Origin of the sequence: uncultured Psychrosphaera sp. (assembly GCF_947500655.1) — a bacterium.
Classification (GTDB): Bacteria; Pseudomonadota; Gammaproteobacteria; order Enterobacterales; family Alteromonadaceae; genus Psychrosphaera.
This window is the reverse complement of the sequence record NZ_CANMSK010000016.1, coordinates 50,114-65,086: the sequence shown is the minus strand read 5'-3', so window position 1 is coordinate 65,086 and position 14,973 is coordinate 50,114. Positions and strand designations below refer to the sequence as shown.

Annotated in this window: 12 protein-coding genes and 1 tRNA gene; 2 read left to right on the top strand and 11 right to left on the bottom strand. The window is 38.9% G+C overall.

What is annotated here, in order from left to right; genetic code table 11:
• Nucleotides 1-35: 35 nt before the first annotated feature.
• The 6 genes from truB to Q0940_RS13190 form a co-directional block, all read right to left on the bottom strand.
• Nucleotides 36-986: a tRNA pseudouridine(55) synthase TruB gene (gene truB / locus Q0940_RS13215; RefSeq protein WP_299269284.1), complete on the bottom strand. Its 951-nt coding sequence runs from the start codon at nt 984-986 to the stop codon at nt 36-38.
• 2 nt (nt 987-988) lie between these two features.
• Nucleotides 989-1,417, bottom strand: a complete 429-nt coding sequence (gene rbfA, locus Q0940_RS13210) for a 30S ribosome-binding factor RbfA (RefSeq protein ID WP_299269282.1) — start codon at nt 1,415-1,417, stop codon at nt 989-991.
• Nucleotides 1,418-1,545: 128 nt separating this feature from the next.
• Entirely contained in the window at nt 1,546-4,182 is a 2,637-nt protein-coding gene (gene infB, locus Q0940_RS13205; protein WP_299269280.1) for a translation initiation factor IF-2, read from the bottom strand.
• Nucleotides 4,183-4,208: 26 nt separating this feature from the next.
• Nucleotides 4,209-5,705, bottom strand: a complete 1,497-nt coding sequence (gene nusA / locus Q0940_RS13200) for a transcription termination factor NusA (protein WP_299269278.1) — start codon at nt 5,703-5,705, stop codon at nt 4,209-4,211.
• Between the two features lie 22 nt (nt 5,706-5,727).
• Nucleotides 5,728-6,186, bottom strand: coding sequence for a ribosome maturation factor RimP (gene rimP, locus Q0940_RS13195; RefSeq protein WP_299269276.1), 459 nt, complete (start codon nt 6,184-6,186; stop codon nt 5,728-5,730).
• A 214-nt stretch (nt 6,187-6,400) separates the two neighbouring features.
• Nucleotides 6,401-6,477: transfer RNA gene (locus Q0940_RS13190), tRNA-Met, on the bottom strand.
• A gap of 350 nt (nt 6,478-6,827) precedes the next feature.
• Between Q0940_RS13190 and Q0940_RS13185 the strand changes: the two genes are divergently transcribed.
• On the top strand, nt 6,828-7,898 hold the full coding sequence (locus tag Q0940_RS13185) for a cysteine synthase A (RefSeq protein ID WP_299269274.1): 1,071 nt from the start codon (nt 6,828-6,830) through the stop codon (nt 7,896-7,898).
• A 112-nt stretch (nt 7,899-8,010) separates the two neighbouring features.
• Here Q0940_RS13185 and Q0940_RS13180 read toward each other — a convergent pair whose 3' ends face one another.
• From Q0940_RS13180 to Q0940_RS13165, 4 genes are all read right to left on the bottom strand, one after another.
• On the bottom strand, nt 8,011-8,685 hold the full coding sequence (locus Q0940_RS13180; protein ID WP_299269272.1) for a FecR family protein: 675 nt from the start codon (nt 8,683-8,685) through the stop codon (nt 8,011-8,013).
• Nucleotides 8,686-8,843: 158 nt separating this feature from the next.
• Nucleotides 8,844-9,932: a strictosidine synthase gene (locus Q0940_RS13175; RefSeq protein WP_299269270.1), complete on the bottom strand. Its 1,089-nt coding sequence runs from the start codon at nt 9,930-9,932 to the stop codon at nt 8,844-8,846.
• A gap of 124 nt (nt 9,933-10,056) precedes the next feature.
• Entirely contained in the window at nt 10,057-10,983 is a 927-nt protein-coding gene (locus tag Q0940_RS13170) for an FAD-binding protein (protein ID WP_299269268.1), read from the bottom strand.
• Entirely contained in the window at nt 10,980-11,732 is a 753-nt protein-coding gene (locus Q0940_RS13165) for an electron transfer flavoprotein subunit beta/FixA family protein (protein ID WP_299269266.1), read from the bottom strand. The genes Q0940_RS13170 and Q0940_RS13165 overlap by 4 nt, the downstream gene beginning before the upstream one ends.
• Nucleotides 11,733-12,197: 465 nt before the next feature.
• Here Q0940_RS13165 and Q0940_RS13160 point away from each other — a divergent pair, with 465 nt between their 5' ends.
• A complete protein-coding gene (locus tag Q0940_RS13160; protein ID WP_299269264.1) occupies nt 12,198-13,994 on the top strand; it encodes an acyl-CoA dehydrogenase C-terminal domain-containing protein in 1,797 nt (598 codons plus the stop codon).
• Between the two features lie 141 nt (nt 13,995-14,135).
• Here the strand turns inward: Q0940_RS13160 and Q0940_RS13155 are convergent, their stop codons facing one another.
• A complete protein-coding gene (locus Q0940_RS13155; RefSeq protein ID WP_299269262.1) occupies nt 14,136-14,963 on the bottom strand; it encodes a DHHA1 domain-containing protein in 828 nt (275 codons plus the stop codon).
• Nucleotides 14,964-14,973 lie beyond the last annotated feature (10 nt).

The window sequence follows — 14,973 nt, the reverse complement described above, 5'->3', positions numbered from 1 at the left end:
GCTACTACTTTAACATCAAATAATAACGTTAATGGTTACAAGAAGTTTTCAGTCACAACCAAGCGTTTTGTTCTTATCTCACCACGTCTAATAGAAACAACGCCGATAAACTCACCGGTTTCTATTTGATAGGCTTTTAAATCTTCTTGATCTGGCATTTGCCTAGCTGGGAATTGTCCGTGACGTAAAGTTTTCACTTCATCTGCGGTTACTTCAATTCGAGTAAGCTCTTCTAATGCACTATCCATTGGCAATAAATGACTATCTAACACTATATAATCAACACCGTTACTTTCATCGCCATCAATAAAGTTGTCATCTTTAAGCTGTTGAATTTGATCAACCGTCAACATTTTATCAATTGGGTAATTGGCAACTTTAGTGCGTCTTAATGCTTGAACATGAGCACCACAACCTAACATTTGACCTAAATCATCAACTAAGGTTCTTATATAAGTCCCTTTTGAACAATGTATTTCAAAGTCAGCTTCATCACCTTCAAAGCGTAACAATTCAAAACTAAAAACCGTTATTGGACGAGCTTCACGTTCAACCGTAATACCTTGTCTGGCTAATTTATATAACGGCTGCCCATTGTGTTTTAAAGCTGAAAACATTGTAGGAATTTGCTTAATTGGACCGGTTAAGGTTTTTTTAAACTCAAGAATTTGTTGCTCTGTGATATTCACATCGTGAGTTTCAACAACCTCACCATCTGCATCACTGGTGTCGGTGCGCTGACCAAATTTAGCCGTTACTATATAAGTCTTATCAGATTCTAATAAATATTGACTAAACTTAGTTGCCTCACCTAAACATACTGGCAACATTCCTGTTGCTAAAGGATCTAATGCCCCGGTATGCCCAGCTTTTTCAGCACCGTAAATAGCTCGAACTCTTTGTAATATATGGTTTGAAGAAGAGCCTTGCGACTTATCAACCAATACTATGCCGGAAATAGCCCGACCTTTTTTACGTCGTGCCATCTTTACTCTTTTTCCGCGCTATCTGTATCTATATCAGCTGGATTATCGCCGCTTTCTGCACGTAAGTTATTATCTTTAGCAATTGCTTCATCAACTTTACGAGCCATTGTAATACCTGTTACTAAGCTGTCGTCGTAGGCAAACTTAATTTCAGGAACAATTCTTAAACGCATGCGTTTGCCAATTTCTGAACGGAAAAAACCTTGAGCTTTATTTAAAATCTCAATAGTTTGTTTAATTTTTTCCTCTTCCTCTTCCTGACCTAACAATGTTACAAACACAGTTACGTAAGCAAGATCACGAGTTACTTCTACTGAAGATACAGTAACCCAACCTACACGAGGATCTTTAAAGTCACGTTGTAAAAGCATCGCAATTTCTTGCTGTACTTGTTGAGCAACTCTATCTGTTCTAGAAAAGTTTTTTTGCACTTTTCTCTCCTAATCAATTTGTGGTTTCACCAAGGCCAACGGCATTTAGCCTGCGGACTTAGTCAAACACGAGTTATAAAGCTAAAAAAGGGAGCAATCGCTCCCCTTTTTCACTAGCTAATTGCTGTTTAAGAAATAGTACGTTTAACTTCTACTACTTCAAATACTTCAATTTGGTCACCAACTTTAACGTCATTATAGTTCTTAACGCCGATACCACATTCCATACCGTTTCTAACGTCTTGAACATCGTCTTTAAAGCGACGTAACGACTCTAGTTCACCTTCGTAGATAACAACGTTATCACGTAATACACGGATTGGAGCGCTACGTTTAATGGTACCTTCGGTAACCATACAACCAGCAATTGCACCAATCTTAGGCGATTTGAATACATCACGAACTTCAGCAAGACCAATAATTTCTTGTCTAAACTCAGGAGCTAATAGACCAGACATTGCTTGTTTAACTTCATCAATAACAGAATAGATAACACTGTAGTAACGTAAGTCAATATCTTCTTGTTCTATTAAACGACGTGCTGATGCATCGGCACGAACGTTGAAACCAACAACTATTGCATTAGATGCTTGAGCTAATGATGCGTCGGTTTCAGTTAAGCCACCAACACCACTACCAACAATAATTACTTTAACTTCGTCAGTCGAAAGACCAACTAGCGCATCAGTAATCGCTTCTAATGAACCTTGTACGTCTGTTTTAAGAACGATATTAAGTTCAGAAACATCACCTTCTTCCATGTTAGCAAACATGTTTTCAAGTTTCGCTTTTTGTTGACGAGCAAGTTTAACTTCACGGAATTTACCTTGACGTGAGTTAGCAACTTCACGAGCTTTACGTTCATCACGTACAACTGTCGCTTCATCACCTGCCGCAGGAACGCCAGAAAGACCTAAGATTTCTACTGGAATTGAAGGTCCAGCTGATAATATTTCTTTACCATTTTCATCTTTCATTGCTTTTACGCGACCATATTCAAAGCCACATAATACGATATCGCCTTTCTTCAACTCACCTTCTTGAACAAGGACAGTCGCTACCGGACCACGACCTTTATCAAGACGAGATTCGATTACAACACCATGTGCTGCACCGTGATCGACTGCTGTTAATTCTAGAACTTCTGCTGTTAGGTTAATTGCTTCCAATAAGTCTGGAATGCCTTCGCCAGTTTTAGCTGATACATGAATAAACTGAGTTTCGCCGCCCCAATCTTCAGGGATAACATCTAGTTGAGCCAATTCGTTTTTAACACGATCCGGATCAGCACCCTCTTTATCCATTTTGTTAACTGCAACTATTAGAGGTACGCCTGCTGCTTTAGCATGCTGTACCGCTTCTTTAGTTTGTGGCATAACACCATCATCTGCAGCAACTGCTAATACAACGATATCCGTAGATTTAGCACCACGAGCACGCATTGACGTAAACGCCGCGTGACCAGGAGTATCTAGGAAAGTGATCATACCGTTTTCAGTTTCTACATGGTAAGCACCTATGTGCTGAGTAATACCACCTGCTTCACCGTCAGCAATATTTGCTTTACGGATATAATCTAGAAGCGATGTTTTACCATGGTCAACGTGACCCATTACCGTAACAACTGGAGCACGTGGAACTGCATCGCCTTGACCTGAGTCACGCTCTGCTAATACTTTTACTTCAAGTTCATTTGATTTAGTTAAAACATATTTATGACCTAACTCTTCAACAACTAAAACAGCTGTCTCTTGGTCTAGAACTTGATTAATCGTAACCATTTCACCCATTTTCATCATAGTTTTAACTACTTCAGTACCTTTGATAGACATACGAGATGCCAATTCAGATACAGAGATAGTTTCACCTATGCTAACAACTTGCTCTACTCGAGCCGTTGGTTTTTGGAATGCATGTTGGTTTTGAGGTTTGTTCTTACGACGACGACCTGTTAACTGAGCAAGTTCATCAGCGGTAGCTTTACCAGATTTCTTACCTTTACGACGATTTTTTTCTTCGCGTTTATCTTGGTCATCTTCCGCTAACTGAGCGTAAACAGAAGTGTGAACATGAAGATCATCTTCATTTTCATGCTCTAATTTGTATTTACGTTTCTCTTCTTCTTCAGCCCAAGCTTTTTCGTTGGCTACAGCCATCGCTTTAGCTTCTTCACCTAAACGTTCAGCTTCTTCTTCAGCTTTCTTAAGCGCTTCTTGTTCAACAGCTAAACGAAGCTTTTGCTCTTCATCTGTTTCACCAGGTTTTTTCGCTTTTTTAGGTGACGCTTTAGTTGCATTATCAGCTTTACGCTTAGCATCAACAGCTTTTTTTGCTGCTGCTGCTTCTTCTTTTTTAGCTTTAGCTTCTGCTTCACGTTTAGCACGTTCTTCTGCTGCTTTTTTAGCTTCTGCTTCTGCTTCAAGTTTCGCTTTTTCTTCTGCTGCCGCCATTTCAGCTAACTCAGCATCACTGCGTTTCACAAATGTGCGTTTTTTGCGAACTTCAACTTGAACGTCTTTTGATTTACCTGAACCACTGTTAACACTTAACGTCGATTTTGTTTTACGTTGCAAGGTCATTTTCTTTGGTTCAGAGCTCTCGCCGCCATGGGCTTTGCTCAGATGTTCCAAAAGCTGTTTCTTTTCGTTTTCATTAACCATATCACCAATTTTCTTAGTGATTCCGGCGTCTGCAAACTGAGAAACTAATTTCTCAATCGGAGTACCTACATCTTGTGCTAGTTTGTCTAAACTCACTTCTGTCATATTCTTTACTACCTCCACATTGAGCTTTAAGCTTCGTCACTAAACCAAACAATATTACGAGCAGCCATAATTAATTCACCGGCTTTTGTTGCGCCTAGTTCTTCAATATCTGCTAAATCGTCAGTGCCTTGCTCAGCTAATTCTTCTAAATTTGTCACACCTCTGCTAGCTAATACAAACGCTAAATGACGGTCAACGCCTTCTAGATTTAATAGCTCTTCAGTAGGCTCTGAATTTTCTAATGATTCTTCATTTGCTAACGCTTGAGTCGTTAACACTGCTTTTGCACGAGTTCGTAATTCTTCAATTATTTCTTCGTCCAAACCATCAATTTCTAATAGTTCAGCTACTGGTACATAAGCAATTTCTTCTAATGAAGAGAATCCTTCGTCCACTAACATAGTGGCAAAGTCTTCATCAAGCTCTAGGCCTTTCATGAACACTTCAATTGTTTTGCTGTTTTCTGCTTGATGTTTTTCAGCCATATCAGCTTCAGTCATCACGTTTAAGTCCCAGCCAGTTAACTGACTTGCTAAACGTACATTTTGACCACTACGGCCAATTGCCATTGCCAAGTTATCGGCAGCAACTGCTATATCCATTGACTTGCGATCTTCATCAACAATAATTGATGCAACTTCCGCAGGCGCCATTGCATTAATAACAAACTGAGCGTCATTACCGTCAAACAATACGATATCTACACGTTCGCCATTAAGTTCACCAGAAACAGCTTGAACTCGAGCGCCACGCATACCAACACACGCACCAACTGGGTCGATACGACGGTCGTTTGATTTTACTGCGATTTTGGCACGAGAGCCAGGATCGCGAGCAGCAGCAACGATATCTAACATTTCTTCGCCAATCTCTGGCACTTCAATGCGGAATAATTCAATCAGCATTTCAGGTTTAGTACGGCTAACAAACAATTGAGGCCCACGAACTTCTGGTCTTACTGCATATAAATATGCACGAACTCTATCGCCTGGACGGAACGTTTCACGTTGGATCATATCTTCACGATATAAAACCGCTTCAGCATTGTTACCAAGGTCTAATGTAACATTGTCACGATTTACTTTTTTAACGATACCTGTAATTAATTCACCAACTAAACCACGATAAGCATCAGCAATCTGACCACGTTCCGCTTCACGTACTTTTTGCACTATAACTTGTTTAGCCATTTGCGTAGTAATACGGTCAAATTTAATTGAATCAATTTGCTCTTCAACATAGTCACCTAATTGAAGTTCTGGTTCATCATACTGTGCAGCAGAAATACTCATTTCAGCTACAGGGTTTTCCATTTGATGATCATCAGGTACAACTAACCAACGACGAAAAGTATCATATTCACCCGTTTCTTGGTCAATATGAACTCTAACTTCGATATCAATTGGACTTTTCTTTTTTGTTGCAGCTGCTAAAGCAAACTCTAACGCTTCAAATATTTTTTCACGTGGTACGGCTTTTTCGTTTGAAACCGCTTCTGCCACTAGTAATAGTTCTTTTGCCATTATCTCGCTCCTTTAAGTATGATCAGCCAAATTTAGCAATTAAATTTGCTTTCGAGACATTATCTATTAATAAAGAGAACACTTGGTTATCAACTTCAACATTTATCATGTCTTCGTCAATCGAAACCAATGTGCCTTTGAAATTTCTACGTCCATCTTGTGGCACGTTTAATTTAACGCTTACCTCTTCTGATACCACAGCTGCAAAATGTGCAAGGGTAAACAGTGGGCGATCTACACCCGGAGATGAGACCTCTAAGCTGTACTCATTTGCAATAGGATCTTCTACATCTAAGATCGCACTTGCTTGACGACTAACGTCTGCGCAGTTATCTACAGTAATTCCATCTGCATGGTCTATAAATAAACGTAAAGTAGAATGACTACCCGCACGTAAATATTCAATGCCTAATAAGTCAAAACCTAAAGCATCTACTGCAGGGCTTAACATTTCAGTTAAACGCAGTTCTAGATTGGTCAAATTACCACTCCTATTGCTAAAAATAAGTACAAAAAAAGGGCCATAAGCCCCAGTTCCATGAGCTCAACTTATATTGAACCCACAATACAAACTGTTAAAGTAGCAGGCTTGAAAAACCAAAACGCCCCGAGTGTCGAGGCGCGCATCTACCTTTATAATTTACGTGTTAATTAAAGCCATAACACTTTAATTAAAGCAACCAATTAAACCTAATTGGTTGCGGGAGCTGGATTTGAACCAACGACCTTCGGGTTATGAGCCCGACGAGCTACCAGACTGCTCCATCCCGCGTCCGTAAATTACTTGGCTAATTGTTTTAAGTCTAATTCCAAGGACTTGAGCTAGGTCACTTACTTTATTGTATTTATAGAATACAACAAAGAGCTTTACCTAGCGTTATTGCGGGGCATTATACTTGCTATCTCAATAGATTCAAGTTAATAGCCGCCTATTTGTAAAATATAGTTGAATGAGTCTGCTTTTATTTAAACAAAAGTAAATTTTAACTTACACTTCGTATCAAAAGTGCGATTAGTGAATTAAGATAAGCATCTATAAAACATAGTGCTACGCCTTTATCATCTGTATCTAAGCCTGAATTCAAGAAAGATTGAAACTAATTAATAAAAGGTATTGTGACAATGAACAAAACTGCAAATAATTTAGCTGAATTAATTGGCGATACACCACTGGTTAAAATAGCCAGTTTAAGTCAATTAACTGGTTGTGACATCTATGTTAAATGTGAGTTTTTGAATCCCGGCGGTTCAGTAAAAGACAGAGCTGCTTTGCAAATGGTCACAGACGCGATAGATAGTGGCAAACTTAAACCTGGAATGACAATTGTAGAAGGCACTGCCGGAAACACAGGTATTGGACTTGCCATTGTTGCTAAGTCACTCGGCTATGATCTTGAGGTCGTAATGCCTAAAGGGCAAACCAAAGAAAAAGAACAAATGATTGAGCTCCATGGTGCTAAATTACACCTTGTTGATGCGGTACCCTTTTCAAACCCAGCTCACTTTTATCATACGGCTCGCACAATGGCTGAGAACAATCCTAAATACTGGTGGGCAGATCAATTTGAGAATTTAAGTAATTCAAAAGCTCACTTTACTTATACCGGTCCAGAGATTTACCAACAAACTCAAAAAGATATTGATGTGTTTGTTTCTGTTGCTGGTACTGGCGGCACATTAGGCGGGATATCTAAATACCTTAAATCACAAAATACGGATATTAAAACAGTTGCAGTTGATCCTGATGGCTCGGGCATTTTAAATTATCTTGCACAAGGTAAACATATCGCAAGTGAAGGTGGTTCATTCACTGAAGGTATTGGTATTATGCGTTTGGTTGAGAACTTCAAACAAGCAAAAATTGATTATGCGGTTAATTTGCCAGACCAAGATATTGTTACAGTAGCAAATTACGTTAGAAAACATGACGCGTTAGTACTAGGTAGCTCAAGTGCATTAAACGTAACAGCAGCTTTGTTTAGCGCTATTCAGTTTGGACCGACTAATGGCGGTGAAAAACAAACTATTGTAACTATCGCCTGTGATCTTGGCGAACGCTCTATATCGAAACTTTATAATGAAGAGTTTCTAGCATCTAAGAATATAGATATAAATAAGCAAAGTATTGAACAGTTAATAGAAAAATATTTAGCTAATACTGAGTCACTTAAAAAAGTCGACTTCTCGGCTTAGTGTTTTTTCTGCTTAGCTTTTAAAACTTAAAGTTATAAACAAAAAAACGAAGTGTGAATACCACTCACACTTCGTTTTTTAATGCCATTTTTGTATGGTATTAAGACAACCTTTAAAAGCTAGTTGAATTAACCGCTCTATCTACTTTATGTTGCGGCCAAAATTTGGCAGCGGTTGGTGCCTTACCCGCTTTAATCGTTGTTCCCTGACCTGGTGCTGTTAATACCGTAGTGCCAAATTCATTAGTGATCACAATTTCATGATCACCTTCAACAAACAAAACATCGATAGCGTCTTTATCTAAATAGCCGCCCCAAAAGTCAGTACCGCGAATACCTATACTGCCCATTGGGGTTTTTACTGTATAGCTAGGTATTTTTACTTTAGTGATCAGCCCAGTTACAGTACGAAACACGCCTTTAACTAATTCAAATTCTGCTGATGGCGCTTTGTCATCGGCACTCCACTTATATTGTTTGATCAACATTTCACTATCGCTACCAAGCGTTGTAATAGTGCCATCATTAAACTTAAGTGACGTTCTAGCGTCCAGACCTGTAACTACAGTATCTTTTTCTATTAATAGCGATTTTCTTTTCGCGGCAACTGTCCCGGTAGCACTAATGATATTTACATCGCCCTTTTTAGCTAGCACAGTCGCAACTGTATCTGCACTTTTGGCCTGCAAAGATTTGGCTTGAAAAGACGTAGATATACTCAAGCTTGCTGCTAATGTGAATAGTACAAATACTTGTTTTATTTTTATTTTTTTTACCATGTTAGCCATTTAATACCTGCCTATTTAATTAACTTATAAATAATTTACCAAAGTGATATTAACGGGGTATCGAATAAACACAAACTCGACCAGAGGTAAATTAGCTAATGAAGTCGAGTATTTATTATTTCTTAAATTTAATAAAACCTCTAACATCAATGTTTTTTCTAACGTTCTGGTAAAGTAACTATTGCTGCGTTGTTCATTTTCAAGCTGCCGAGTACCAAGTTATTTTTATATTCAATCACGCTCGTAATAGCAAAGAGCTTATTGCTACCTTGTAGATTAAATATCACCTTTCCATCTAAATCAACACCGATAACAAAGCCATACGGCTGAGCTGGTTTTAACCAAGTTATCGGTAACCCACCCGCTAACTTTCTTATAAATGGATATTGAGCTAAACCGTCGATTAAAGGGTCCCTAAGGTTTATAAGCGGTATCCAAAAAGTATCTTTTCCATTAAACGTAAGATTATCAGGCATACCAGGTAAGTTTTTAATGAAGATGTCAGTTGTGCCTTGCTTATCGCCTTTTAGCCATAATCGGTGTATTTGCGCTTTGCCAGTTTCGTTAATTAACACAAAATCATCATTTGGCCCCAGCGCAACTCCATTGGCAAAAAACAAATTTGAGATATGAACTTTGGTTTCTTTGGTTGTTGGGGAATAACTGAGTAAACGTCCTGTAGCGCTAACTTCTACAAAATCGTATGCAAGTTGCTCATGACCAAAACGCTGTGATGCATCTGAAAACCAAATAGTGCCATCTTGAGCAATATCTAAATGATCAACAAACTTCATCTTAATGCCACTTATTGCATCTACCAGTACTGTGACTTCACCAGCTGTTTCACCAGCCACAGCTACTGACAATAGACCTTTTATAGAGTCTGTTACAATTAAATTGCCTGCGTGATCAAACTTCATCCCAAGTGGTCTTCCACCAGTATTAGTTAATAACTGAATATCGGAATGGCCACCTTTGTTCAACAAAAAACTAATAATACGGCCATCTTCAAAACCCGTATAAAAACGCCCATTTTTACCTAATACAATATCTTCAGGACCAAGCCCGACATCCTGTAAAATCAATTGGCTCTGATCTAATTTATGGTTTTTTGTAAACACGCCGGTGAAGTGAGGATTTTTACTTGGTGACCAAACCTGAGGCTGTAAAGAAGAGTTAGCCCAAAGCAAAAAAATAAGACTGCTAATGACCACTACTGTCATACCAACTAACTTAATAAGTTTCATTTCACTCCCTGAGTTTCCACTCTTATTTTATTTAGCCAAATATACACACACGCATAAAAAAAGGCCATTTGTAATGGCCTTTTTAGTCAATCATTTTTGAATTCAAGCGTAATAAGGAGCTATTTTATAATTTAGCTTCTAGCTCTGGTAAAGCGTCAAATAAGTCAGCTTCCAAGCCGTAATCTGCTACTTGGAAAATTGGCGCTTCTGGATCTTTATTAATAGCGACAATAACTTTTGAGTCTTTCATACCGGCTAAATGCTGAATTGCACCTGAGATACCAACAGCTATGTATAAGTCAGGAGCAACTATTTTACCCGTTTGACCTACTTGCATATCATTTGGTACAAACCCAGCATCAACCGCTGCACGTGATGCACCAATAGCCGCGCCTAACTTATCAGCAATACCGTCTAACAATTTAAAGTTCTCGCCGTTTTGCATGCCACGCCCACCAGAGATAACAATACTTGCAGCGCCTAAATCAGGACGAGCAGAAACCGTTAATTCATCTTTAACATGGCTAGAAATACCAGCGTCAGTTACATTTGAAAGTGTTACTACTTCAGCGCTTCCATCTGTGTCAGCTGCATCAAATGCCGTTGCACGGACAGTAAGTACTTTTTTAACATCTAAACTTTTTACCGTAGCGATAGCATTACCCGCATAGATTGGACGTACAAACGTATCGGCACTTTCAACATCAATGATGTCAGAGATTTGTGCAACATCTAACAAAGCAGCAACGCGAGGCATAAAGTTTTTACCCGTTGTTAATGCTGTTGCCATAATAGTGTCGTAATCAGCTGCCAACTCTAATACAAGTGCACTTACGTTTTCAGCAAGTTGATGTTCATAAGCTGCGTTATCAGCAACCAATACTTTTGTAACACCAGTTACTTTTGCGGCTTGCTCTACAACTGATTGGCAATTAGCGCCAGCAACTAGCAAATGTACATCACTGCCAATTTTTAATGCAGCCGTTACCGTTTTAAGCGTATCCGCTTTTAACTCAGTATTATCATGTTCTGCGTAAACTAAAATGCTCATGAGATCACCTTCGCTTCAGTCTTCAATTTTTCTATTAATTCATCAATTGAACCAACCATAATGCCAGCTTGACGCTCAGCAGGTGGTGTTACTTTTAACAACGATGTACGAGCTGTAAGGTTAATACCAAAATCAGCCGCTGGTTTTACATCTAAAGGTTTACGTTTGGCTTTCATTATATTTGGTAATGATGCATAACGAGGTTCATTTAAACGTAAGTCTGTTGTCACAACCGCAGGAAGAGTTAATGCTAATGTTTGCAAACCACCGTCAACTTCACGCGTTACGTTTACTTTTCCGTCTGCAACAACTACTTCCGATGCAAATGTACCTTGAGACATCCCAGTAAGGGCGGCTAGCATTTGACCTGTTTGGTTGTTATCGCTGTCTATTGACTGCTTACCTAAAATAACCAGTTGAGGTTGTTCTTCTTCAACTACTTTTTGTAATAGTTTTGCTATGTTCAGAGCATCTAACGATTCGTCAGTTTCAATTTGAATAGCACGGTCAGCTCCTAATGCTAGTGCAGTTCGTAACTGCTCCTGACATGTTTTATCGCCAACAGATACAACAATGATTTCGGTTACTGTGCCAGCTTCTTTTAAACGTACAGCTTCTTCAACAGCGATTTCACAAAACGGGTTAATAGCCATTTTTGTGTTAGTTAAATCAACATCAGAATTATCGGCTTTAACACGTACTTTGACGTTGTAGTCAATTACGCGTTTTATTGGGACTAATACTTTCATTAAAATTACTCACTTTTCTAATTTTTATATCTGTTGTATCCAGAGTGTTGCACAATTTACTTTATTTACTGGAAAATTCAAACGGTTGTTTTAATTTAATTGTTATTCCTGTCAGCAGCGCCAACAAAGAAGACAAATAGCTAAGTTAAATATACAACAATAAACAAACTTATTTACCATGACTTTGTTATATAGGTAATAGCTTCACCTTTGTCACTAATTCAGGGCGAGTTTACTAATTTAAATGGTATTTGGATAACACAATTTAATCCTCACTAAGTTAATAACATATAGAGTGATCCCAACAAAGGTACATTTAACTTTACGACAAGCAAATAAAGTAATATTTGATCGACATCATTATTGTCTTAATTTTATACAAATATCTATTTCTTTCTTTGTCATTCAGTTCCATTTACTGCTAGTCTGACCAGAGCTAAATAACAATAAATTGAGAGAATGGAAATGCCTGAATATAAAGCGCCCTTACGCGATTACAAATTTGTCATGCAAGAGTTGTTAGATTGTGAAACGCACTACAGTACTCTTGGTTATGAAGATGCTAGCTTAGATATGCTTGATGCAATATTGTCAGAAGCTGGAAAATTTACCGAACAAGTTATTGCTCCATTAAACCAAATTGGCGATGAGCAAGGTTGTACTTGGACAGACGGTAATGTCACCACACCGGATGGTTTTAAAGAAGCGTATCAGCAATATGTTGATGGTGGATGGCCAACACTATCCTTGCCAGAAGAATTTGGTGGTCAAGACTTACCTCATTCAGTCAACACCGCAATTGGCGAAATGATGTCAGCGGCCAATCATAGTTTTGCTATGTATCCAGGCTTAAGCCACGGCGCAATAGCCACGTTATTAGCCCACGGTACTGACACGCAAAAACAAATGTTTTTACCTAAATTAGTGGAAGGTAGCTGGACAGGTACTATGTGCCTTACCGAAGCTCACTGTGGTACAGACTTAGGCATGTTACGTACTAAAGCTGAATTAAATCAGGACGGTTCTTATCGCTTAAACGGTAGCAAAATATTTATCTCAGCTGGGGAACATGACCTTTCTGACAATATCGTTCATATCGTTATCGCCCGTATCCCGGGTTCGCCAGAAGGCACGCGCGGTATTTCGTTATTTGCAGTCCCTAAGTTTAATATTACAGAAAATGGCGCAGTAGAAGATAGAAACGGCGTTAACTGTGGCTCTATTGAACATAAAATGGGGATTAACGCTAACGCAACTTGTGTGATCAACTTTGATAACGCCAAAGGGTATTTAATTGGCGAAGTTAATCGCGGATTAAATTGTATGTTTACCTTTATGAATGCAGCTCGTTTAGGTGTTGCAAATGAAGGTGTTGCGGCATCTGAAGCTTCATTCCAAGGTGCGTTAACTTACGCTAAAGACAGGTTGCAAATGCGTTCTATGTCTGGTGTTAAAAATCCAAATGGCCCCGCAGATCCAATCATAGTGCATCCAGATGTACGCCGTATGTTACTAACTCAAAAGTCATTTGCTGAAGGAGGCCGAGCATTGGCGTCTGATTTAGCGCAATTAGTCGATACCGTACACGCAAGTAAAAATGACAATCACAAAGCACTTGCAGAAGCTAAGCTGGCGTTACTAACTCCTATTGCAAAAGCTTTTTTAACCGAAACTGGTTTAGAGTCCACCAGCCATGGTATTCAAGTATTTGGTGGTCATGGATTTATCAAAGAATGGGGTATGGAGCAGCTAATGCGAGATACCAAAATCAGTTGTTTGTATGAAGGGACAACGGGTATTCAGGCGTTAGATTTATTAGGTCGTAAAATATTAGGTTCACAAGGCGAGCTACTAAAAGGCTTTGCGGCTGAAGTAGTGAGCTTCTGTCAAAATAATGCAGGAACACCCAGTCTTACAAGTCACTGCCAAACACTAGCAAGTTACTTAAAAGAGTGGCAATCAACCACAATGGAAATAGGTAAAAAGGCAGAAAATAACCCAGATGAAATAGGCGCAGCTTCAGTTGATTACCTTATGTTTTCTGGATATGTCACCTTAGCTTATTACTGGGCAAAAATGGTTGCATGTGCACAGAAACAACTAGATGCAGGCACAGATGAAAAAGACTTTTACTTAGCTAAAATACAAACGGGTCAATTCTATTTTGACCGTATATTACCTAGAGCGAAAGGTCATGCAGCTTGTATAACAGCTGGTTCAGAAAGCATGATGGCATTGGATGCCGAGCACTTTGTTTTTTAAAGCGCGTGTTTTAAAAGCGTATTGTTAAAGACTGTGTTGTAAGAACTAGCTTTCTATAAATAAAAAGGCCGCAATTTAAAGTATAAATAGCGGCCTTTTTGATCTGTTTGTTTAAATCAGTTATTTAAACAGTTAAAGTAATTAATCTACTTTAGGGAATGTTATCGCTGGTTTTTCAACAGAGAAGCCTGCTGCATTAAAGTGACCACCGCCGCCAAACTTATTGGCAATGGCTGAAACATCAACTCCATCTTCTGATGAACGTAATGAATAAATACGTTTCGTGTCTGTTTCAAAATACATAGCAGCAAAAGGATGCCCTTGGCATAACTCATTACCTAAATCACTAATCAGCGTTGTGGTATTCACGCACGGCACTAAATAACCACATAAAGTGATCATCTCAGGCGTTTTCTTCATCGCGCGTTTAATTTCCATTTGTTGGTAAGTTAAGATAGTTCTGCCCTGCTCTATAATTGGCAACACAGCTTCGTCCGTTAGTAACTCACTCCAAGTTTCAAAGCTCATTTCCATAAGTTGTAAACCGGCAGAGAACTCTTTGCTATCTGGTAATTTCCACTGCCAAATATCACGATCTTGAATATAAGCTATTAATTTAGGCACAGGTAACTCAGGATTAAAATATTCCCACGCTAAATAAGCGCCACTTTTGCTCATATCAAATTGGCAAAAATCTAACCCTTCCAATGCAGCTTGTGCTGTTTTGTGATGGTCGATAACAATTAACGATGCAGCTTGTGCATGCATTTTAATTAGAGTTTCTCTATCGTAAGCAAAATCCACTATGTAAACATGTTTGCCCGTTACATCTGGCGCGTCATCATCGTGGCGAGCAGGTAACCATTCGTGTTCATCTTCGCTATGTTCGCGTTGCAAAAATACGTTTACAGCTAACGCTGCGCCAAACCCGTCTGGGCAACTTTTATGATAAATACACAAGTGAGACATTTAATTTCCA